Raw genomic sequence first — 23038 nt, forward strand, 5'->3', positions numbered from 1 at the left:
CGGCTCCTTACTTCGCGCGCGCGAGGCCGCGCCGAAGCATCGAGTATAGAGGAGCGTTGCCACGCATTACAACGAGCTTGCGTGCTTGGGACCCGCGCTGCGCGTGTGCTAGAGTGGCCGCGGATCCGCCCAAGCGATGAAGATGTCATCCTTCCATGCCAGTGTCCGCACGCGGCGAACCGTCCAGACCGCCGCCCTTGCTTCGATTGCATTACTTGCCACAACCGCGCACGCCGACTTCGACGTAAGCAAGCTGGCACGCTATGAGGGGTTTCTCGTCACGGGTGTCACCATCACCGGACACAGCGTGACCAGGGAGTACGTGATCCGCCGTGAGATCCGCACCCAGGCCGGCCAGGAGTTCCGCGTTGCCCTGGCCGCCGCGGACCTCACGCGCCTCGAGAACCTCGGCATATTCAGCTCGCAAGTGATCCAGGTGGTGCCGAATGACAGCTCGGTGGCGCTGACATACCAGGTCCGCGAAATGCCGTGGATCGTCCCCTATCCCAGGTTCAAGTACACCGAGCAGGACAGCTGGTCCATCGGCGCCGGGGTGGCGTCGGTCAACATGCTGGGGCGCGCCATCTACCTGGGCGGCTCCGGCACGGTGGGCGGCGTGGATGCCTTCTCGGCCCTCTTCCAGTATCCGTGGATCACCGGCAACCACATCTCCATCGACGCGTTTCTATCCGACGACCGGCGCCACGACACCCTCAACGAATTTCGGGAGCACAGTCGCGAGATCACGCCCTGGTTTGGCCGCTACATCCGCGATAACGGCCGCCTGGCGGGCACCATCTCCTGGTTCCAGATGAACGCCGACCGTGACGGCATCACCATCTCTCCCGACCGGCGCGACGACTACCTGCGCTACGGAATCAAAGGCGGGTTCGACAACCGCGATTCCTGGCGCAACCCCACCAGCGGCTGGAACAACGAGCTGCTCATCATGTGGTACCATGGCTTTGCCTTCGACGAACACAGCTGGCCGCTGGTTGAACTGGACCTGCGCCGCTACCAGCCACTCGGGAACCGGCGGAATACGCTCATCATCGGGGGTCTGTTCTCCTGGCAGGACGGCCAGGCCGGGGCGGAGATCCCCGGCTACCTGCAGTACCGTATGGGTGGCGCCAACTCCATCCGCGGGCATGACATCGAGGTGCTGGGCAAGGAATTGGTCGGCAGGAACCAGTTGATCCTCACGCTCGAGTACCAGCGTGCCGTGATCCCCATCCGCGAGTTCCGATTCATGAAATGGTCGGTCAGCGGGGGCCTCGACATTGCCGGATTCTACGACGCCGGAGACGCGTGGAACCTGGCGGAAGAGTTGAATACCCGCAACGCCCGCCATGGTTTCGGTGTGGGACTCCGCTTCCTCGTCCCCTCGGTCTACGAAATCCGGACGGATGTGGCCATCGGGGAGGACGGGGACGTACACTTCCACCTGGGCGTGGGTGACAAACTGAGCGCGCAACGGGCACGTTTGAGATAGGAGAAGCAATGTCGACAAGGTGTACACGAATGGTGATCTGCGCCGCGCTCTGCTTCGCGATTGTTGCGTCGAGCGGTGCGGGCGCTCGCGCCCAGGACAGCCACTACTGGAACCTGCACTACGGCACGCGCGGCGAGCTGGTGAGCGGTGTCATGGTGGGAAGTGCGCTCGACCTGAGCTCCTCGTATTACAACCCGGGCGCGTTCGCCCGCACGGAGAAACCGTCCGTCTTGTTGACGGGGAGCGTCTTCGCGCTGCAGAAGGTAACGCTCGTGAGCGCGGATACCAGTCAGGAATCACCCGCGGCGACCAACAACGGGCCCTCCCCCAGCATGGTGGCGGGGCTGCTTCCCATGAAATGGTTTGGTGGCCGCATGGGCTATTCATTCCTCACCCGCCAGCAACTGGACTTCCGCCTGGTGGTTCGCAATGGCGTATTCGTCGGCAACAGCCAGCCAATCGATTCATTGTCGATTGGCGGCGAAGCGATGTTCGATCAGCGCTTGCGAGAGTACTGGGGCGGCGTCACGTGGTCAAAAAACCTGTCCGACCGCTATTCGGCGGGAACCACTGTCTACGGGGTCCGTCGATCACAGCGCACGCGCCTTCAGGGTCTGGTGCAGGCGTTCGGCGCCGACGGATACGGCGCCTCCGGAACCACGGTAAAAGAACTGGACTACCGGGCCATTCGCGTCCTGGCCAAGTTCGGGCTGCTGGCCGATTTCGGGAGGACTATCGTCGGCATTTCCTTCACCACACCGGGTCTCCACTTGTTCGGCAGCGGAACCGCGGAGGACGTGAGCTCCATAACGGGCGACGTCGACTTCGACGGGATTCCGGACGGCGCCGCCATTATCTCATTTGCGCAAGACCAGGACGCAGAATACCACTCCCCCGCCTCAGTGGCGCTGGGCCTGTCACGCGAACTCGGGGCAACCACCCTCCACGTCACCACCGAGTACTTTGGCGTCGTCGATCCGTACACCGTGCTCGCGTCGCCGGCACCTGTCACTGGACCCGGTGTCACCGGTATCGCGGTGGACTACGACAACGCCGCAAAGTCAGTGTGGAACGCCGGCGTCGGCGTTGAACACCGCTTCAGCGACAAGGGCACCGGGTACGCGGCGTTCGTGACCGACCGCTCTTCCGCGCGGCCGGTGGAGGGAATTTCTGTGGTGGTTTCGGATTGGAACATCTACCACGTCAGCGGCGGCGCGGCGCTCGAATTCGGCACCACGGAGCTGACGCTGGGAATGGCCTTTGCCTGGGGGAGCAACACGATTCAGCCGACGGTTCCCCCCACCGGGGATCTTCCACCCAACCTGGTCCCGGCGGAGGCCCGCTACAGCCGCATGAAGTTCATCATCGGCATCGCGCTATGAGCGGGCCCGGCGGGAACCAACGTAGGAACTCACCAGCCAGGCGATGACCACCGCGATGTAGAACTGCCCGGCCACCGCCTCGATGATGCAAAGCGCCCGCGCGAGCGGGAGGTGCGGCACGATGTCGCCGTATCCCAGTGTCGTGATGGTGACGAAGCTGAAATACAGCGAGTCGTACGTCATGTACCCGGTTGCTTCGCCAGCGGCTTCCGCCGCAAAGAAGCTCGCCGGCCGGACGATCACGAGGAGGTCGTAGATCGACGCGAATGTGAAGGCCATGAGGAAGTAGGCCACCACGGCGGCAAAGATTCGCTCAGCGTCGACGTCATGCCCCCTCAGGACGAACTTCATCAACACGGCCACGCACGTACCCATCAGGAACGCGTCCACTACCACCGTTACCGCGAGCAAGGTGGTGTCCAGCGCCGGCGCCAGGCCCGTGAGACAAACCACCCTGAGGACCGCTCCAATCGCCCATAATCCCACCAGGACGGCGCGAAGCGACACCAGCCAGCGCTCGTGTCCTTCTATGGATGACAACGCCACCAACAGGGCATTCAGGAAGATGAACTGGAACACGATCGACAGCCCCGCATGCGAGGAAGTGAACGGCTCCAGCAGCAGACCGATGATGATAAAGACGAGCAACTGGCGGAAACGGAGCGCGTTCCACAAACCAACAAAGCTGCGGACAGGCCTGTGCAAGCCAGGGGCATGTTTCACGCAGGACCTCCTTGGACGAAAGGAGCACTAGCGGTCCGGAAGTTCGACCTCTTGGCCGGGCTGTAACGCCTCGTAGGACGCGCGGTCCACCCAGCCGCCACCCAGCGAACGGTAGACACCGATGACGGACTTGTAACCGCCTGCCAGGGTTCCCGCATACTGCAGTTCGGAGTCGAAGAGAGTGCGCTGGGAGTCCAGGAACTCGAGGTAGGTGGCGACACCCTCGTTGTAACTCATTTCCGTGAGGCGGTTGTAGATGCGCAGCGCCTCCACGCGGTTCTGCTGCGCAACCAGTTCCTCCCGCACGTTGGCGCGGGCACTCAGCGCGTTCTCGACATCGGCGAAGGCATTGCGCAAGGAAAAGACGTAGGAGTTCAGCGCCTGCCGCTGCTGCCCTTCACTCGCGCGCACCTGGCCGCGGATCTCCCCCCAGCGGAAGATCGGCTGCAGCACGCTCCCGCCCACGTTCCAGATGTCGTATTGTGGCGACTCGAACAGCTTGCCGAAGTCGCCACTCGCGGTGCCCAGCAGGCCGGTGAGCGACAGGGATGGAAAATAGCGCGCCTTGGCCACACCGATGCGCGCGTTGGCGGAAACCAGTTGTTCCTCCGCTGCAACCACGTCCGGCCGGCGCAGCAGCATTTCAGACGGAAGACCCGCCGGCACCTCCGGCACCGCGAGCGCCCGCAGTGTGGTGCCGCGCGCGATGGGGCCGGGATTCCGTCCCAGCAACACGCTCAACGCATTCTCCACCTCGGTGATCCGCTGCTCGATCACGGGGATGGTGGCAACGGTACGCCAGTACTCGGCTTCCATGACCCGCAACTCGATTTCGGATACGTCACCGTGATCGTAGCGATTGCGCATGAGATCAACGGATTGTTCCCGCGTGGCGGCAGTGCGGCGCGCGATGTCGAGCTGGTCGTCGAGCGCAAGCAGGTCCACGTACGACGTCGCCACCAGCGATGCCACCGAGAGCACCACCGCGCGCCGGCCCGCCTCGGCGGCGAGCAGGTTGGCACGGGCCGCCTCGTTGGCGCGGCGGATGCGGCCCCAGATGTCGATCTCCCACGACGCGCCCAGCGACACATCGAAGTAGTTGTCGGTGGAACGGTCACCCTGGTCGCCCGGGAATGCGCGCTGGCCCCGGCTGCCCTCGAACTGCGCATCCAACTTGGGGAAGTAGTCGGAGCGGGTGACACCGTAGAGGCCCATCAGCTCGTCGACGCGCCCCGCCGCAATGCGGATGTCGTAGTTGGCCGTGAGCGCCTCGGCCACGAGGCTGGTCAGCACGGTGTCGCCGAACAGTTCCCACCAAGCCGTGTCCGCCAGCGCAAGCGACGTGGAATCCGCCATCACGAAGACGGTTGAATCCGCCGCGCGCCACGACTCCGGCGACTCGATGTCCGGCCGCTGGTAGTTGGGCCCCACCGAACAGCCGGCAACGAGCAGCATCCCCGCAACCCAGGCCGTACGCTTCATCGTGCGTCCTCCCCGCCCGGAGGCGCGACAGGCGCATGACCGCGCCGGGTGGTGGCCCGCTCAACGGCGACAAACAGAACCGGAATCAGGAAGATGGCCATCACCGTCGCCACCAACAGCCCCGCGAACACGGTCATTCCCAGAACCTTGCGCGCCTCGGCGCCCGCCCCGGCGGCGCGCACCAGCGGCATCACGCCCAGGATGAACGCGAAGGACGTCATGAGGATGGGGCGCAGGCGCAGCTTGGCCGAATCCAGCGCGGCCTGCACCAGATCCACCCCCTCCTCCTTGCGCACCTTCGCGAACTCGACAATCAGGATCGCGTTCTTGGCCGCGAGACCGATCAGCGTCACCAGGCCGATCTGCGTGAACACGTTGTTCACGTAGGCGGGGCTGAAGAAACGCATGATCCACAGCCCCAGGAAGGCGCCGAAAACGGCGAAGGGCGTTCCCAGGAGCACGCTGAAGGGAAGGCCCCAGCTCTCGTACTGCGCGGCAAGCACGAGGAACACCAACACCAGTGCAAACACGAACACGATGGCGGCCGTGCCCGCGGCTTTCTTCTCCTGGTAGGAAACGTTGGACCAGTCGTAACCCCAGCCGGCGGGCAACACGTCGCGCGCCACCTCTTCGAGCGCGTTGAGCGCCTGCGAGGAGCTGTAGCCGGCCGCCGGGACGCCGGTGAGTTCCGCGGAACGGTACAGGTTGAAACGGTTGGTGAACTCGGGGCCGTACGCGGGCGCGGTGCGAATCACCGAACTGAGCGGCACCATGGAACCATTGTTGTTGCGCACGAAGAAGCTGCCGATGTCGAAGATATCGTCGCGGTACTCCGGCTCGGCGAGCAGGTATACCTTGTAGACACGACCGTAGCGGTTGAAATCGTTGATGTAGCTGCCGCCCAGCATGGCTGCCAGCGTGGTGTTGACGTCCCTGACGGTCACACCCTGCTTGGTCACGCGGTCGGGGTCGAGCACGGCGGAAATCTGGGGCACGCTGGCGCGGTAGGGGCTCGAAATGGACCCGATCTCGGGCCGCTGGCGCGCAGCCTCGATGAACTTCTCCACCTGGTCGGCCAGGTCCTGCGGCGTGTTGCCGCTGCGGTCCTGCAGCATGAACGAGAAACCGGCGCCGGTTCCCAGCCCCTGGATGGGCGGCGGGCCGATGGCCAGCACAAACGCCTCGGGCACCTCCGCCGCAAACCGCCGGTTGAATTCCTCGATCATCTCGAAGGAGCGGCCCTCCTTGCCGTGGCGCTCGTGCCACGGCTTCAGTCCCACGAAGAAGGTGGCCATGTTCGACGCGGCCGTGCTCGAACTGATGCCATAACCCGCGATGGCCGTGTAGTTCTCGATGTTGTGGTCCTCACCGAGGATGCGCTCCACCTTGCGGCATACCTCGTCGGTACGCTGGAGGGAGGCGGCGTCCGGGAGCTGTACCGCCACCAGGAAGTACCCGTTGTCCTCCTCCGGTACGAAGCCGCCCGGAATGTGCTTACCGAGAAGCCCGATCGACACGATGATGGCCGCAATGAACACCAGGCTGCGGAACATCCGGCGAATCATGATGGCGGTGAACGAGAGGTAGCCGCCGGTGAACCTGTCGAAACCCCTGTTGAACCAGCGGTAGAACGGATCCAGGAACGACTTCGACTCGCCCTTGGGCTTGAGCAGCTTGGCGGAGAGCGCCGGGCTCAGCGTGAGCGCGTTGAGCGCGGAGAACATCACCGAGATGGCGATGGTCACCGCGAACTGCTGGAACAGCCTCCCGGTGATCCCGCCCATGAAGGCCACCGGCACGAATACCGCGGCGAGCACCAGGGACACGGCCACGATGGGGCCGGAGACCTCCTTCATCGCCTTGACGGTGGCGTCCTTCGGCGAAAGGCCCTGCTCGATATGGTGCATCACCGCCTCCACCACCACGATGGCGTCGTCCACCACGATCCCGATGGCGAGCACCAGCCCCAGCAGCGACAGCGTATTGATGGAAAAGCCCAGCAACGGAAACACAACAAACGTGGCGATCAGCGACACGGGCACGGTGAGCAGCGGGATGAGTGTCGCGCGCCAGTTCTGCAGGAAGACGAATACCACCAGAATGACCAGCAGAACCGCCTCGACCAGCGTGTGCAGGATCTCGTTGATGCCCTCTTCGACCGCCAGGGTGGTATCCAGCGAAATGGTGTAGTCGAGGCCGGGCGGAAACACCTGCTTCGCCTGCTCCATCACATCCTTGACGGCCGCGGCCACGGCCAGCGCGTTGGAGCCGGGCTGCTGGTAGATCATGATGACGGCCGCGGGCTCGCCGTTGTTGCGGCCGATCTGGTTGTACAGGAGGGTTCCCAGCTCGATGCGGGCCACGTCGCGCAGGTGCACCTGCGAGCCGTCCGGGTTGGTGCGCACCACGATGGTGCCGAACTCCTCCGCGGTCATCAGGCGTCCCCGCGCGCGCACCGTGTAGGTGAACTCGGTTCCCGGCGGCGCCGGCGCCCCGCCGATCTGCCCCGCGGGCGAAATGACATTCTGCTCCTGCACCGCCGCCACCAGGTCATTGACGGTCAGACCCAGCTTGGCCAGGTAGTCCGGCTTCACCCAGATGCGCATGGAGTAGTCGCTGCCACCAAAAAGAACCACGTCACCGACTCCGCGGATGCGGGCGATGACGTCGTTGAGGTTGATGCCGGCGTAGTTGGAGAGGAAGTTGTTGTCGTAGGTGCCGTCGGGCGACGACAGCGTTACCACCACCAGCGGAAAGGCCAGTGACTTCTTTACGGTGACACCGTACTCCTTCACCGACTGGGGCAGAGCAGCCGTCGCCTGCGAAACCCGGTTCTGGGTGAGCACGTTGGCGTTGTCGAGGTCGGTTCCGACTTCGAACGACACCTGCAGCGTCATGGTGCCGTCGTTGCCGTTGATCGACTTCATGTAGATCATGTTCTCGACGCCGTTGACCTGCTGCTCCAGCGGCGTGGCGACCGACTGTTCCACGTCCACCGCCGACGCGCCGAAGTACGTCGACTTGACCTGGATCATGGGCGGAACGATGTCGGGAAACTGGGCGATGGGAAGGGTCTGGATGGCGACAACGCCCAGCAGAATCAGGACGATGGAGATCACCATCGCCACGATCGGTCGCCTTATGAAGAATTCCGCCATCGGGTGGGGGGACCGGGCCTAGTGTACGGGTTGCGTGGTTTCGGCCGGGCTTTCCGACGCCCGCTCCGATACGGCCATCCCCGGACGCACGCGCACCAGCCCGTCGGTGATCACGCGCTCGCCCGCCACGAGCCCTTCGTCAACCACGACCTCGCTACCCAGCGTGGCGCCGAGGGTGACGCGGCGGTTCTGCGCGGTATGGTCGTCGCCCACCACGTACACCATCTTGACCCCCTGCACGTCCAGCACGGCGCGCGAGGGAATCACCACCGCATCCACGTGCGTTTCCACCGCTGTCCTCACGCGCGCAAACTGGCCGGGACGGAGCGTATGCCCGGGATTGGGGAAGTACGCCTCTATCAGGAGGGTGCCGGTGGCGGTGTCCACCTGGCGCTGTGCCACGCTCACCCAGCCCGCGTACGGGTGCGTGGAGCCATCCGCCAGGATGAGTTCCAGGTCCTGCCGTTCCCGGGGCGCGGCCTTGCCAGCTTCGTTTCGCCGCACCAGCTCCAGGTATTCCTGTTCGGTGATGGAAAAGCGCGCCCGCACCGTATCGATGCTCGAGATCGTGTTGAGGATGACGGGATTGGGATACTGCCCGACAAACTCGCCCGGCTTCGCCACGCTGAGCCCGATCAGGCCCGCGATGGGGGCCTTGATCCGCGCGTAGCTGAGGTTGAGTTCGGCGTAGCGAACCCCCGCTTCGGCCGCGTCGAGTTCGCTGCGGCGCGCATCCATTTCGGACTGGGCGATCTCCAGGGTCCGCTGGCTCACCGCACCCGCCTCGGCGAGGGGTCGGTAGCGCTTCACGTCGGACTCGGCCTGGGTGAGCATGGTCTTCACCTGGGCCCGGCTCGCGACGGCCTGGTTGTACTTTTCCTCCAGCTCGCTGGGATCGATAGAATAGAGGAGCTGGCCCTTCCTGACCGGGCCGCCCTCTTCGAAGTGGATGGTCTGCAACCAGCCGACGGTCCGCGCGCGGATTTCCACGTCCTGCGCCCCGTACACCTGCCCCACCCACTCCCGGTGGATCGGCACGTCCTTCTGCACCGCCGCCACAATGCCCACCTCGAGCGGCGCCGCGGAAGTTCCCTGCTCCTTCTTCCCGCAGCCACCCAGGAACACCAGGCCGCCGGCAAGGCACACGGCGAGCACGAGTTCCCCCCGGCCGGACCCCGGTCTCTTCTCAGTCGGACATTGGTTCATGATCATCTGGTTGGAGGGCCCCACTCCTGGCGGCTTTCTAGAGAGAACGACCGGAGTCGCATTCCCATGTGAGTGCTGAACTTGCTAGATTACCCGCCTTCCGGGCCGGAGTCAAGCTCCTGGCACCCCGCCGCTTGCCATTTACCCGTGGCTGGACTATCTTAGGCCGAACATCGTCCCGCCGCAAATGGGACGCTCTTTTTCTATGAACCCTGCAATCAAGGAGTTATCCACATGATTCGCAAATTGCTGACGGTGACGCTGATCACCGTGATCGCGGGCATCGCCGCGCCGAGTTTCGCTCAGAACGACGTCATCGAGCTGCTGCGCTCCGACATCCGCACGCAAAAGAAGGCGCTCATCACGGGGGCCATGCAGATGACCGAGGCCGAGAGCGACATCTTCTGGCCGATTTACAATGAGTACGAGAACGAGCTCCGCCTGGTCGGCGACCGGCGCGTTGCGACCATCAAGGACTTCGCGGACAATTACGAGAACATGACCGAGGAAATGGCCAAGGATCTCTCCAAGCGCTCGCTGAAGAATCAGGAAGACCGTCTGAGTCTGTACAAGAAGTACAACGGCAAGTTTGCCAAGGCGCTGTCGCCAAAGATGGCTGCCCGCTGGCTGCAGGCGGAGTACGCGATCAACGAAATGATCGACGTGCAGATCAGCGCCGAATTGCCGCTGATGAAGTAACGCCGGGTTTCCCAGATTCCGCACAAATGAAACGGGCGCGTCACACGACGCGCCCGTTTTTTTGAGCACCGCTTTCCCGCCGGTTCAGGCTCCCATCCGCGCCACCACTTCCCGGCACGCGGCCACCGGGTCCAGCGCGGCGATAATGGGCCGGCCCACCACCAGGAAGTCGGCGCCGTCGCGCACCGCCTGCCCGGGCGTGACCACGCGCGTCTGGTCGTCCGCTCCCGACTCGGGGAGCCGGATTCCCGGCGTCACCACAATGCATTCCCGTCCGAGCGCGCGCTTGATCGCGGGCAGCTCCTTTGCCGATGCCACCACGCCGTTCATGCCGGCGCTGCGCGCCATGCGCGCCAGCGAGACCACCGTGTCTTCCACCATGCCCTTGTGGCCAAAGGTGGCGTTCCATTCCGCCTCGCTGAGATGGGTGAGTACGGTGACAGCAACCAGGATCGCATCGGAACGATTGGAGCTCTCCACCGTTTCCCGCGCCGCACCCAGCATGGTGGTTCCGCCGGAGGCGTGCAGCGTCATCATGTCGGCGCCGATGGCCAGCGCGTTCTTCACCGCGCCGCGCACCGTGTTGGGGATGTCGTGGAACTTGAGGTCGAGAAACAGCTTTGCGCCGGCGCGCTTGACCACCTCACACACGCGGGGCCCTTCGCGCGTGAACAGCACGGAGCCAATCTTGAACCAGCCCGCGTAGGGGCTCAGCGACTCCACCAGCCCGCGCGCGGCGTCGTACGAGGCAACGTCGAGGGCGACGATAAGCCGCTCAGATGGTTGGGAACTCACGGGGGCGACTTCCTTTCCAGGGGATACGATCCACCAGCTGCTTCCGGCTGCGAGCCCAGCATACCACGTCGCACTCGGCGGCGGTGTTCCCGTTGCACCCGGCCGGGGCGGCTTCGCCGGCGTCAAAAAGATCGCCGTTCCTCAGGGAGGCCTTGAGGAACGGCGAATCTAGCAGGATATACTGCCCGGCAGCGGCCGGTACGCTTACTTCACGCCGTGCATCAGCCTCTGAATCAGCGGCGCGATCAGCAGCAGCAACACGCCCGAGCCTACAAGGGCCCAGAAGCCGAAGGTGTAACCCGCCAACGCCGACTCGGTGGACATGCCCACCTCGCCGCTCACGTGACCGGCGAAGATACCCGACAGGTTGTTGCCGATCCCGGTCGACAGGAACCAGCCGCCCATGCCGAATCCCACCAGCCGCACCGGGGCCAGCTTGGTCACCATCGACAGCCCGATGGGTGACAGGCACAACTCGCCGACGGTCTGGATCAGATAGACCGACGTCAGCGTCCAGAACGGAATCATGCCGGCGTCGTTCACCAGGCTGGAGAGCGCGAACATCAGCAGCAGGAACGCGAGTCCGTTGGCGGTCAGCCCCAGGCCGAACTTGCGCGGGATCGACGGATTCATGCGTCCCAGCTTGACCCACAGCCAGGCAAACACCGGCGCCAGCGCCAGAATGCCGATGGGATTAATGGACTGGAACCACGCCACCGGGAATATCCAGCCGCCGAAGTCGCGGTCGACGATCCTCTCGGCGAGGAAGTTGAACGAGCTTCCCGCCTGCTCGAAGAACATCCAGAACATCACGTTGAAGGTAAAAATGATCAGCATGGCGATGGCGCGGTCCCGCGCCACCTTGCCCTCCCGGATGCCTTCCACCAGGATCAGCGCGCACAGGGCGATGAACATGACGCCGAGGATCCAGCCCAGCGCGTTGGCACCCATCGACAACAGGAAGTAAATCACCGGAATCGCAGCCACTGCGGAAACACCAACCGCCAGCACCCGTCCGCGGTTCTCGGTTCCCTCGGTGGGACGCCCCACCGGGCCGAGCTGTTTGCGTCCGAAGTAGAACCACACCAGGCTGATCAGCATGCCGATCCCGGCGGCGATGAAGACCACCTTGTAGGCGGGCATTTCCGGGGTGCCGAATACCTGGTCGGCGAACCAGCCGGTGAGGAGCGGCGCGATGAACGCGCCGGCGTTGATGCCCATGTAGAACATGGTGAAGCCCGAGTCGCGCCGCGGATCCGACACACTGTAAAGCTTCCCGACCATGGTGGAGATGTTGGGCTTGAACAGCCCGTTGCCGGCGATGATGGTGGCCAGGCCCAGCTTGAAGATCGCCTCGCTGGGCAGGGAAATCATGAACAGGCCGGCCGCCATGATCACCGCCCCCACCAGGATGGAACGCTGGTAGCCGATGATGCGGTCGGCCACGTAGCCGCCGAAGATCGCGGTGGCGTAGACCAGCGCGAGGTAGGCGCCGTAGATCCGGCTGGCGGGGGCCTCACCGGACGCGTCGCCGTTGTGGAACTGGGCGACGATGTAGAGCGTCAGCGCCCAGCGGATGCCGTAGAACGCAAAGCGTTCCCAGAACTCGGACATGAACAGCATCCACAGCGGCCGTGGGTGGCCCAGGACCTGTTTGTAATCAGGGATCTCGGCCGCGCCGGCCGTCGTGGCGTTTCCTGCCATCTGGACGCTCCTTCCGTGGGGAGGTTGTAGATAGGACCGCCGGAGTCTAACCGTTTGAGTGACAACGAGTCAATCGGGTACAGAGGGGGGGGTCAGAGGGCAAAACCGGCCAGCAACATGACCGCGGTGTGGTCGGAACCGGGTTCGAACCAGTAGATCGCGGCGTCCACGCGGGACCATGATCCGCCCGCGAGGATGCCGCGCTGGACGTCGGCGTCGGACTGATAGACCTTCGTTCGCTGCACGGCGATGCCGCCGCGGAACCAGCCCTTCGACCATCCCAGTTCGGACCATGAATAGAAGAAGTCGTCCGCCTTGTCCCCGAGGTCGAAGAGATACTCGCCCTCGCTGGAGAGATCGAACGCCTTCCAGTAGAGCGCGCCGCGGTAGCCGGGCGCGATACCGTCGGTGGAACCAAAGACACCACCGGCCATGAGGGTCAGTTCCCACGAGAGACTGTCCCCGCCATCGAGGTTCACCCCCAGCCACAGCGAACCGGTGCGGAGGTCTTCGTAGTTGTAGCGGGCCTCCTGGTGGAGCGGGCCGCGGTCGGCCCAGGCCACGGCGGTCACGAAGTCATCGTCGTTCTCAACGAAGTACGCGTAGGCGGTTGCGTAGCCCGACCACGCCGGCGTGGTCGCGACGGTGTCCGCGGACGCGGCCGCGGAGCCGGGATCGGCCAGCAGCAGCGTGGCCGCAAGAAGAGGGGCTGAAATCAGCATGCCGGCTACCCACCCAGCACGATCGCGATGAAGACCAGCGCCACGCCGAACAGCATGAGGAACACACCCACCGCCCACGGCCGCCCGTTGGTCTCCCTGCCCCATCGGTGCCCCACCAGAAAGAGCATGGCGACGAGCAGCGCGTTGGAAGTCCGCAATGCGATGCGCGTTGAATCGATGAACAGAAACGGAATCACCGCCGGGATGGCGGAGACGAATACCAGCCAGAAACTCGCAATGCCGCCATAGATGTCTTCGCGGGTAACGCGCGTGACGACGGGCTCCTTGCGGCGGATGGTCGTCACGACGTCCTCGTAGAACTGGTGGCGTGCCTCACGTGTGCTGATCGAATCGAGTTTCTCGTCCAGCTCACCTGCGATTGCGGTAACCGCGCCTTTCGGGTCCTGGGTTGCGCGTATCTTGCGAATCAGACGGGCATCCCGGCTGCGGGCGAACATGCAACCCATCACGTACATCAGGCCGTCGATGAGCCCCCACGCCAGGTTGCAGCCGATGGCCGCGATCAGGAGTGTCCGGGTGGCTCCGCTGCCTTCGCCCGCACTCAGGCCCGTCCCCAGGGTGAATGTGAGCACCATGATGAGGCCAAACAGCACCTCACCGAGGCTGTCGCCCGGGTCGAGGTACTTGTTGATGAAGGATTGCCGCAGTGAGCTCATGTCCGCCCGGGAGTATTGCGGTACAGGGTCTCAGCCGGCGGGTGCGAACCGCGCGGGAAGCGCCCGCGCCGTCACCCAGGCCGGGTTCTCCTCGAGCGCGGCGATGATGCGCTCGGGGAGAGCGGGGTCATTATAGAGAACCGTGCCCACCTGCACCGCGGTGGCACCGGCCAGGAAGAACTTGCGCACGTCGTCAATAGAAGAGATGCCGCCGATGCCCACGATGGGAATCTTCACCGCTTTGGCGCACTCCCACACCTTCTGCAGCGCGATGGGAAGAATGGCCGGCCCGGAGTAGCCCGCGCTGCCGCGCGCGAACACAGGCTTTCCCGTCTCCAGGTCGAAGTCGATGCCGATGACGGTGTTGATGGCGGCGATGGCGTCCGCACCCCCCTGCTCCGCCGCGCGCGCCACATCGGCCACGCTGGTGATGTTGGGGGTCACCTTGATCCACAGGGACTTCTGCGGGATGCGCTCCTTGACGATACGCGCGATGCGCTCGACGAGCTGCGGGTTGCGCCCCTGGTCCAACGCCTCGCCCTTCACGTTGGGGCAGCTGAGGTTGAGTTCAAGACCGGCGTAGCCGTCCATGGGCGCGAAGGTCTCGGCCAGGCGGACGAACTCGTCCTCGGTCTCCGCGGCCACGCTCACCATGACCGCCACGTCGGGGCGCTGATTGAGCTGCGGCAACTTCTCGGCCACGTAGCGCTCGAGCCCCACGTTCTCCAGCCCGATGGAGTTGAGCATACCGTGCGGCAGCTCATGGATGCGCGGCGGCAGGTTGCCCTCGCGCGGACGCATGGTGATGGTCTTGGTGACCACGCCACCGAGGCCGGAGAGATTGACCAGCGGCGAGTACTCCTCCGCGTAGCCGCAGATGCCCGACGCGATGAACACGGGGTTCTTGAAGCGAACCGGGCCGATCTGCACACCGATGTCGCTCATGGGACGGGCAACTCCTTCCAGCGCAGAATGGAGCCGTCGAACACCGGGCCGTCGTGGCACACGGTGCGGTAGTGGCTGCCGCCGTCGAGGGTGGTGGGTACGACGCACGCGCGGCACGCGCCCAGCGCGCACCCCATGCGGTTTTCGAGCGACGCGTAGTGCGGGATGTGCATGCGGTCGGCCAGCGCCTGCGCGGCGCGCATCATCACGGTGGGACCGCAGGAGAAGATGGCGTCGGCGGGCTCGCGCGCGAGTTCGCGTTCCGCGGCCTGCACCACGTTGCCCTGGAAACCGTGGCTGCCGTCGTCGGTGGCGAGGATCACGCCGCGCGTTTCGAGCGGCACGTGTTCCAGGAAGAGATCTTCCCGGGTGCGCGCGCCGTAGATCAGCCGGTAGCCGTCACCCAGGTTCCCCGGCGCACGGAAGCCGTAGTAGTAGAGCGGCGCGAGCCCCACGCCGCCACCGAGACCGAGGATGCGTTTACCCGGCAGCACCGGGTACGGGTGTCCCAGGGGTCCGTAGAAATCCACGCGGTCGCCTTCGACCCGGTGACGAAGTGCGCGCGAGCCGGGCCCGACTTCCACGATGACGAGATCGATGAACTCTCTGGTGCAATCGTGGATGCTGAAGGGCCGGCGCAGAAAGAAGCGTCCGTCGCCCGCCGCGGGGACGGCGACGTGCACGAACTGCCCCGCCTGCGGCTCCACGAACCCGTCCGGCCGCGCCAGGCGCAGCAGAAAATAGCGCCGGCTGAGTTGAACATTATCGATGACGCGCGCGCTGTGCTCGTGCGCGTGCGCGGGCGCAAAGAAGGCTGCCATCAGCCGCCACCACCACTGGAATCGGCCGGCGCGGCGGTGGTATCTGCCACAACCGGTGCGGGTGGCGGCGCAACCGCGCTGGTGTCCGCCACGGCGGGACGGCGGACGCGCGCGGAATCGACGCCGGCCACCGGTCGCGGCACGGGCCGCTGCGGCCGGTTGCGCGTATCGGGGCCGGGCGGCGGGACCACCTGCGGCGCGGGCGCCTTCTGCACCCATTCCGAGACCGGCGGCGGAGCCGGCGCACCGGCGTAGAAGCCCTGCGCCAGTTGCGCCTGTGCGCTGTCCGGATAGCGGGTGATGAGCACCTCGTAGTACTGGCGCGCCTTCAGCGTATCGCCGTGTACCACGCCGCTGATGTACCCGAGGGCGTAGACCGCCTTGGGGGCGTACTCGCTGTCGGGGAAGTCGTTGGCGACCTTTTCGTAGTTCGCGACGGCCTTGTCGGGGCTCTCGAACTGGAAGAACTGAATCTCGGCCAGCGAGAAGGTTCGCATGGCCACGGCTTCCGGGCTGTCATCGCCCGATGTCTCCTGCACCTTGAGCATCCGGCTGATGTTGCCGCTGCGCTTGATGGCGTCCTCCGCGTAGTCCGAACTCGAGTATGCCCGCGGCACCTCCTGGTAGTTGTGCTGCGCGGTCTGCAGGCTGTCCATGGATTCGTACAACACACCGAGTCGGTAGTACGCCTCCGCGGCGTAGGTACCGCGCGCGAAGCGCGTGGTGACATCCTTGTACTCGTCAATGGCGATGATGGTGGAGTCGAGTGCCGCGTGCGCGCGTGCCCGCAACAGGATGGCTATGGGCTCCTTCTCGATGGAGCGCGGGAGCGTCTTCACACCCTCCAGCGTCGTGATCGCGTTGTGGTATTCGCCCAGCTGGGTCTGCACGCGCGCCATCCCGATCCACACGTCGTACCGGTAGGATTCCGGGATGCGCGACTCGCTGAGTCGGCTGTACACGTTGAGACTCTCCTGGTACTGTTCCTTGCGCGCCAGGATGTCGGCCATCTCCACCTGGGCGGTGAAGCGATAGTTCGAGTGGTCGTGGTCCTTCTCGAGAATCCCGAGCGCCCTGACGGCCTCGTCGTACATCCCCAGCTCCATGAGGCTCGAGCACAGCAGGTACAGGGCCTCCGGGCGATGGTCGTTCTTGCGGTGCTCGGACACGAAATCGCGCAGCGCCAGCGCTGCGAGGTCGTACTTGTCGCTGGCATAGAGCGACTTTCCCTTGAGGAATTCCGCGTCGTCCAGCAGGTTGCTCTCGGGATGCGTGCGTTCCAGCGTGTCCAGTGCAGCGACTGCCTCTTCATAGCGGCCCAGCGCGTACAACGACTTGGCCGAGAGCAGCATGGCATCGTCCACATGTTTGCTATCGGGATAGTTGGCGATCATCTTCTTGCACTTCTCGATGACATCCTCGTACTGGCGGGCCGCGGGACTGGCGCTCGTGGGTTGTGACTGCTGGGAGGGCTGCGATTGCTGGGATTGCCCGGGCTGGGTCTGGGCGGCGCGCGTATCCAGCTTCTGCGCCTCCTTGAACTGCTGCTCGGCGTTGTAGAGCGTGTTGAAGTACGCGCACGCGCTGAGCGTGATCAGCGCGCCCAACAACGCAACCGAAGTCCAGCCCCGTGCCCGCGCGGTACGCACGCTACACTCCCACCCCCGCCGTCGAGACGCACACGCCGTTCACCAGCGTGTGCTTCACCCTGCCGGTGACCTCGTGCCCGATGAAGGCGGAGTTCTTTGAGCGAGAATGCAGATCCTCGGCGCGCACCGTCCACGGCTCCGCCGGATCGAAGAGCACCAGGTCCGCGGAAGCCCCGCGGCTGAGCGTCCCACCGGGGATGCCGAGGCATGCCGCCGGCTTGTGGGTGATGAGCGCCAGCGCCTGCGGCAGCGTGAGATGACCCGGGGCAACCAGATGTTTGACCACCAGCGGAAACATGGTCTCGAGCCCCACGGAACCATTCGGCGCCGCGCTGAACTCCACCTGCTTCTCGTGGGCCGCGTGGGGAGCGTGATCGGATGCGATGCAGTCGATGGTTCCGTCCTTGATGGCCTCGATCATGGCCTCGCGGTCCTCGGCGCCGCGCAGGGGCGGGTTGATCTTCTTGCTGGTGTCGTAGGTGACGAGATCCTTGTCCTCCAGGCACAGGTAGTGGGGCGCGGTTTCCGCCGTCACCGAGAGACCGTCTTCCTTGGCGCGGCGGATGAGCTGGATGGAGCCCCGCGTCGACATGTGCGCGCCGTGGTACTTCGCGCCCTTGACCGCGCGCAGAATGGTGAGATCGCGGGCGAGGCACACTTCTTCGCTGTACGCGGGAATTCCCTTCAAGCCGAGTTTGGTGGAGTAGAAGCCCTCGTGCATGACACCGTCGCCCGAGGCGCACATGTCCTCGCAGTGCTCGATGAACGGGATTCCCAGCGGCACCGTATACTCCATCACCCGGCGCGCCATGTCGGCGGTGCCCACCGGCGAGCCGTCGTCGCTCACCGCCACCGCGCCCGCATCCACCAGATCGTGGTACTCGCTCAGCACCTCGCCCTTGCGGCCGATGGTGGCCGCGGCGATGGGATACACCTTCGCCAGACCCGCAATCTTCGCCTGGGTGAGGATGAACTCCACCACGCTGCGGTCGTCGATGGCGGGAATGGTGTTGGGCATGCACGCCACCGACGTGAACCCACCCGCCACCGCGGCGCGCGTGCCGGTGGCGATGGTTTCCTTGTACTCGTGTCCGGGCTCGCGCAGGTGGACGTGGATGTCCACGAAGCCCGGCGCCAGATGCAACCCGCGCCCGTCGTAGATGGGGAGCGCCGCCTCTTTCGCGCGTCCGCGTTCGACGCCTTCGATCTTGCCGTCGGCGACGACCACGTAGCCGGGGAACAAGGTGTTGCGCGCCGGGTCCACGACGGTCACGTTATCGATGATGAACGAGCGATGGGTGAGATTGTCGAGACTCAGCATCATGCCACCTGCTTCCCTTCCCGTGCCTTCTGTTCCGCGGTCTGCGTCTCTCCCAGCTCCAGCGCCGCGGCGCCGCTCACCAGATAGAGCACGGCCATGCGCACCGCAACACCGTTGGTAACCTGATCGAGGATCACCGAGCGTTCTCCGTCGGCGACGTCCTGCGCGATTTCGATGCCGCGGTTCATCGGCCCCGGGTGCATGACGATGCAATTCTTCTGTGCGTTCTTGAGCACGTCGGTGTTGATCCCCCATACGCGGGCGTACTCGTCCAGGCTCGGGAACATTCCCGCCTTCTGCCGCTCGCGCTGGATGCGCAGGACGTTGATGGCATCCGCGCCCTCCACCGCCTTCTTCAGGTCCGTTTCCACGCGTACACCGAAGCGCTCGACCTCGGGCGGCATCAGGGTGGGCGGGCCGCACACCACCACCTCCACACCCATGGTGACCAGGCCGTGGATGTTGGAGCGCGCCACGCGGCTGTGCGCCACGTCGCCCACGATCACCACCTTCTTGCCCTCGAAGCTGCCCCACCGCTCGCGCAGCGTGAACATGTCCAGCAGTCCCTGGGTGGGGTGCTCGTGCGAACCGTCGCCCGCGTTGACCACCGACCCGTCCAGCAGGCTGGCCAGAAAGTGCGGCGCGCCGGAGGCACCGTGGCGGATCACGATCATGTCCACCTTCATGGCTTCTATGTTCTCCGCCGTGTCGCGCAGCGTCTCACCCTTGGACACGCTGCTCCCGGAGGCGCTGAAGTTCACCGAATCCGCGCTGAGGCGCTTCTCGGCCAGCTCGAAGCTGATGCGCGTGCGTGTGCTGGGCTCGAAGAACAGGTTCGCCACCGTGATGCCGCGCAGCGCGGGCACCTTCTTGACCGGACGCTCGGAAATTTCCTTGAAGGACTCCGCGGTGTCCAGGTAGCGGATGAGATCCTCCGCGCTCATTCCTTCCAGGCCGAGCAAGTGTCTTGACTGGGTCATGATTGTTTCTCCGCGAGAAGGACCTCGTCCTCGCCGTCGATCTCGGCGAGTTGGACGTCGACCAGTTCATTTTCCGAAGTCGGCACGTTCTTGCCCACGTAGTCGGCCTTGATGGGAAACTCCCGGTGTCCGCGATCGACCAGCACCGCGAGCTGAATCTTGCGCGGGCGGCCATAGTCGATGAGCTCGTCGAGTGCCGCGCGGATGGTGCGGCCGGTGAAGAGCACGTCGTCCACCAGCACGATCACCTTGTCGGTGATGTCTTCCTTGATGTCGGTCTTTCCCACGTGGGGGTGGCGCGTAATGCGCTGGAAGTCGTCGCGGTACAGGGTGATGTCGAGCGCACCCACGGGGATGGGCTGTCCTTCGTTCTGCTCGATGTATTCGGCAATACGCTGGGCCAGCGGGACGCCGCGGCGGCGGATGCCTACCACCACGATCCCGTCCACACCCCCGTTGCGCTCCACGATCTCGTGGGCGATGCGCTTGACGGCGCGGCGGATCTGGTCGCGATCCATGAGCGTCGCCTTATAATGGATGCCGGCGTGATCTTCCTTCTTCATGCGGACCTCATGCGGGCGTCTCCGGTGGTCTCGGGTGGTGTCCGGGGCGGCATCGGCGGGCACAAAAAAAGCCCTCCTGGGAAGTTCAGAGGGCGAGGCACCTGGCGGCGGCGCATCGAAATACGCCGTTGTCATTTTCTCGACCCCTTGCCGGTCTCCCGGACCAAGCTTAAAAGGATCTGCTGCCATGCATGGTACGCCCCCGGGGGCGGCGAGGCAAGGGGATTCTTCGGGGCGTCCGCAAGGGCTGTTCCGCGAATTCCGGCGCCCTCGGACTTGTCATACGGGACCAGCACTCCGTATTTCCTGCTGGCCATTGTGCTCGCGAACACCGGCGCAAGGGGTTCGCGACCGAAGCGCTGCGGTGCGTGACGAAGTACTGCTCCACGAAGTGCGGGGTCACGGAGTTCATGGCGCATATCGATCCTGAGAATCACCGCAGCCCGTCGCTGGCGGAGCGACTCGCCATGCGCTGCGTGGGAAGCGGGCCTCATCCCGTCGATGGAGCGCAGTCTGATATCTACTCCGTCGTCGTCGCGCCACGCAGCAACCGGGACGACAGTTGATGTGGCGTTCAGACTGCTTGGTCTCACACGCGCACACTTTCTTGCGTTTCTTTCGTCACGAATGTTGACTACTCAGCAAACATTGCTACATTAAGAGAGCACGTTGTGTTCCTCCCATCATCTTTGTGTGGTGCAGCCCATCAGGAGGTAATGCCGTGTTGCTTCATTCTCTCTCCGACAAGAAACTCCTCTCCACGACCCACGAACTCACCCGCCGCGAGCGCAGGCTGGCTCTCAGCGTGTTGCTGCATCTCAACGAGATCGAACGGCGCAAGCTGCACCTGGAACTGGCGTACAAGTCGATGTTCGAGTTCTGCACGGCTGCTCTGGGGTACTCGGAGTCGGCCGCCTCACGACGCCTGCGCGTTGCGCGGTGCGTGGCGCGCTTCCCCGAGGTGTACGCCCTGCTGGAATCAAACGAGGTGAACGTGAGTACGGTCGCCCAGGTGGCGCGCGTGTTGTCGGTGGACAACAAGGTCGAGATACTGGCGCGGATTCGTGGCAGATCGCAGCGGCAGGTCGAGGCAATCGTCGCCGAGTACGAGCCCCGCGCGGCGGCGCCGCGGGACCGGGTGCGCACGGTGGTGGTGCGGGTCCCGGTTGTGGCGGCGCCTTCAACGCCGGTCCAGGCGGCGAATGTGGGCGAAGATGGCCGCGGGCTGTCTCTCGCGACAGACCCGGGCGCTGCCCCCAATGGCAGGAATACACCGCCGCGGGCGCCGGCACGAGATCACAACCGTAACGGTTGTGAATGTAAAGATGGCGTGGATTCACGGGGCGCGACCGGGGCCGTGGCGGTCGGCGGCATGGCGGAAGCCGCGCGACTCGAACGCCTTGCGTCCATCCACTTCTGCGCCAGCGAAGCATTCATGGCCAAGATCGAGAAGGTGAAGTCGCTGGTCTGGCACCGCCTGCCGGCCAATGCTACTTTCGAGCAGGTCTTCGAGCTGGCCCTGGATTTCTTGATCGCGCGCGAGGATCCGTCACGCCGACAGTCAAGGCGCGAGCAGCGCGCCGGACGTCAGGAGCGCGGGGCTGTCAAAGCCGCCGGCAACGCGAAGAAACGACGCGAGAATCCGCGGCATATCCCCATGGCGGTACGCGACACGGTCTTTCGTGAGAGACGACGGCCGCTGCACGTTCAAGGCTGGCAATGGCCGGCGCTGCGAATCCAGGCGCGCGCTGCAGATCGATCATGTCAAACCCGTTGCCCGTGGTGGCCCCGGCACGCCGGATAATCTACGGCTCCTGTGCGCGTATCACAATCGATTGGAAGCGGAGCTTCTGATGGGATCGTGCGGGCGTCGCGACGGACCTACGACCCGAACGCCTCGTGGTCTGCGACCGCGGTGAGGTCGTCCACCAGCCAGTCCGGGTTGGCGGCGGCGAGTTTCTCCGCGGACGTCCAGCCCGTGGACACCGCGAGGCACTTGAGACCGTGCGCCTTCGCGCAGGCCACATCCAGCAGCGAGTCCCCCACGATCACCGCGTCGGCCGCGTCGAAGCGGCGCCCCAGCAGGGCGTGGGCGCGTTCCAGCGCCACCGGCGGCAGGTCATTGCGGTCGAACTGATCGTCGCCGTAACTGCCGAAGGCGAAGTAGCCGTCGATCCCCACCCGCGAGAGTTTTATCTTTGCGCCTCGTTCGAAATTCCCCGTCAACAAACCCAGGGCAAGATCGTCCCGTGCGGCGAGGGCATCGAGCAGTCCGGGCAGGCCCGGCAGAATGCGCATGCGGTCGCGGTGCAGGATCTCGTCGAGGCGGTCGAGGTAGGCGTCGCGGGCCGAAGGCAGCCACGCCACCACCTCCTCCCGCGTGCGGCCGGCTTCGGTGAGCAGGTCCAGCATGATGCGCGGGTCGGTCTTCCCCGAGAACTCGTGGTTATAAATGTCGCCGGTCTCGCCGTAGACCTCCATGAGGGCTTCGGCGAAGGCGAGGCGCGGCTGCTTGCCGCTGTCGACCAGCGTGCCGTCGATATCAAACAGGATGAGTTTCACGCAGGCAAGCTACTACGGGGGGGTGTCCGGGTGCAAACCGTGTTTGCGGGCAGTCCGCCGAAAATGGCGGGCGCACGATACCGATCCGACGCGATTTCCGCAGCGCGATTTCAAATGTTTCGCGCGAGGACCATGAGCGGAGGAGCGGTGTCGTGCG

Annotated in this window: 20 protein-coding genes; 5 read left to right on the plus strand and 15 right to left on the minus strand. The window is 64.8% G+C overall.

The features are described from left to right. Positions 1 to 136: 136 nt before the first annotated feature. Complete coding sequence (locus tag OEX18_06785) at positions 137 to 1492, plus strand: BamA/TamA family outer membrane protein (GenBank protein ID MDH4336971.1); 1356 nt, start codon at positions 137 to 139, stop codon at positions 1490 to 1492. Positions 1493 to 1521: 29 nt separating this feature from the next. After that, positions 1522 to 2874, plus strand: a complete 1353-nt coding sequence (locus OEX18_06790; protein ID MDH4336972.1) for a hypothetical protein — start codon at positions 1522 to 1524, stop codon at positions 2872 to 2874. Here the strand turns inward: OEX18_06790 and OEX18_06795 are convergent. The 4 genes from OEX18_06795 to OEX18_06810 form a co-directional block, all read right to left on the minus strand. Beyond that, a complete protein-coding gene (locus tag OEX18_06795) occupies positions 2869 to 3549 on the minus strand; it encodes a potassium channel family protein (GenBank protein ID MDH4336973.1) in 681 nt (226 codons plus the stop codon). The genes OEX18_06790 and OEX18_06795 overlap by 6 nt on opposite strands. Before the next feature lie 75 nt (positions 3550 to 3624). Continuing rightward, positions 3625 to 5079, minus strand: coding sequence for an efflux transporter outer membrane subunit (locus tag OEX18_06800; GenBank protein MDH4336974.1), 1455 nt, complete (start codon positions 5077 to 5079; stop codon positions 3625 to 3627). Then, a complete protein-coding gene (locus OEX18_06805) occupies positions 5076 to 8237 on the minus strand; it encodes a multidrug efflux RND transporter permease subunit (GenBank protein MDH4336975.1) in 3162 nt (1053 codons plus the stop codon). Before OEX18_06805 ends, OEX18_06800 begins: the two co-directional genes overlap by 4 nt. Before the next feature lie 18 nt (positions 8238 to 8255). After that, entirely contained in the window at positions 8256 to 9392 is a 1137-nt protein-coding gene (locus tag OEX18_06810; protein MDH4336976.1) for an efflux RND transporter periplasmic adaptor subunit, read from the minus strand. Positions 9393 to 9677: 285 nt separating this feature from the next. Between OEX18_06810 and OEX18_06815 the strand changes: the two genes are divergently transcribed. Beyond that, positions 9678 to 10142, plus strand: coding sequence for a hypothetical protein (locus OEX18_06815; protein MDH4336977.1), 465 nt, complete (start codon positions 9678 to 9680; stop codon positions 10140 to 10142). An 84-nt stretch (positions 10143 to 10226) separates the two neighbouring features. Here OEX18_06815 and pyrF read toward each other — a convergent pair whose 3' ends face one another. The 10 genes from pyrF to pyrR all read right to left on the minus strand — a co-directional run bounded on the left by pyrF (position 10227) and on the right by pyrR (position 20295). Next, entirely contained in the window at positions 10227 to 10937 is a 711-nt protein-coding gene (gene pyrF, locus OEX18_06820; GenBank protein MDH4336978.1) for an orotidine-5'-phosphate decarboxylase, read from the minus strand. 204 nt (positions 10938 to 11141) lie between these two features. Continuing rightward, a complete protein-coding gene (locus OEX18_06825; GenBank protein ID MDH4336979.1) occupies positions 11142 to 12641 on the minus strand; it encodes an oligopeptide:H+ symporter in 1500 nt (499 codons plus the stop codon). A 92-nt stretch (positions 12642 to 12733) separates the two neighbouring features. Further along, positions 12734 to 13363: a hypothetical protein gene (locus OEX18_06830; protein ID MDH4336980.1), complete on the minus strand. Its 630-nt coding sequence runs from the start codon at positions 13361 to 13363 to the stop codon at positions 12734 to 12736. 5 nt (positions 13364 to 13368) lie between these two features. Further along, positions 13369 to 14040, minus strand: coding sequence for a VIT family protein (locus OEX18_06835; GenBank protein MDH4336981.1), 672 nt, complete (start codon positions 14038 to 14040; stop codon positions 13369 to 13371). A 30-nt stretch (positions 14041 to 14070) separates the two neighbouring features. Then, positions 14071 to 14985 carry a dihydroorotate dehydrogenase gene (locus OEX18_06840; GenBank protein MDH4336982.1) on the minus strand — a complete coding sequence of 305 codons (915 nt, stop codon included), beginning with the start codon at positions 14983 to 14985 and terminating at the stop codon, positions 14071 to 14073. Continuing rightward, complete coding sequence (locus OEX18_06845; GenBank protein MDH4336983.1) at positions 14982 to 15806, minus strand: dihydroorotate dehydrogenase electron transfer subunit; 825 nt, start codon at positions 15804 to 15806, stop codon at positions 14982 to 14984. Before OEX18_06845 ends, OEX18_06840 begins: the two co-directional genes overlap by 4 nt. Then, entirely contained in the window at positions 15806 to 17455 is a 1650-nt protein-coding gene (locus tag OEX18_06850) for a tetratricopeptide repeat protein (protein MDH4336984.1), read from the minus strand. Before OEX18_06850 ends, OEX18_06845 begins: the two co-directional genes overlap by 1 nt. A gap of 1 nt (position 17456) precedes the next feature. Then, entirely contained in the window at positions 17457 to 18779 is a 1323-nt protein-coding gene (locus OEX18_06855; protein ID MDH4336985.1) for a dihydroorotase, read from the minus strand. Next, entirely contained in the window at positions 18776 to 19756 is a 981-nt protein-coding gene (locus OEX18_06860; protein ID MDH4336986.1) for an aspartate carbamoyltransferase catalytic subunit, read from the minus strand. The genes OEX18_06855 and OEX18_06860 overlap by 4 nt, the downstream gene beginning before the upstream one ends. Next, positions 19753 to 20295 (minus strand): bifunctional pyr operon transcriptional regulator/uracil phosphoribosyltransferase PyrR, encoded by a 543-nt coding sequence (gene pyrR / locus OEX18_06865; protein MDH4336987.1) that lies wholly within the window; start codon positions 20293 to 20295, stop codon positions 19753 to 19755. The genes OEX18_06860 and pyrR overlap by 4 nt, the downstream gene beginning before the upstream one ends. Before the next feature lie 215 nt (positions 20296 to 20510). Here pyrR and OEX18_06870 point away from each other — a divergent pair, with 215 nt between their 5' ends. Both OEX18_06870 and OEX18_06875 read left to right on the plus strand, forming a co-directional pair. Further along, complete coding sequence (locus OEX18_06870; GenBank protein MDH4336988.1) at positions 20511 to 20885, plus strand: GNAT family N-acetyltransferase; 375 nt, start codon at positions 20511 to 20513, stop codon at positions 20883 to 20885. 155 nt (positions 20886 to 21040) lie between these two features. Continuing rightward, positions 21041 to 22123: a hypothetical protein gene (locus tag OEX18_06875; protein ID MDH4336989.1), complete on the plus strand. Its 1083-nt coding sequence runs from the start codon at positions 21041 to 21043 to the stop codon at positions 22121 to 22123. A 77-nt stretch (positions 22124 to 22200) separates the two neighbouring features. On the opposite strand, the gene OEX18_06880 is transcribed toward OEX18_06875, so the two are convergent. Beyond that, complete coding sequence (locus OEX18_06880) at positions 22201 to 22881, minus strand: HAD hydrolase-like protein (GenBank protein ID MDH4336990.1); 681 nt, start codon at positions 22879 to 22881, stop codon at positions 22201 to 22203. Between the last annotated feature and the right edge of the window lie 157 nt (positions 22882 to 23038).

This window comes from Candidatus Krumholzibacteriia bacterium, assembly GCA_029865265.1.
GTDB lineage: Bacteria > Krumholzibacteriota > Krumholzibacteriia > WVZY01 > JAKEHA01 > JAKEHA01.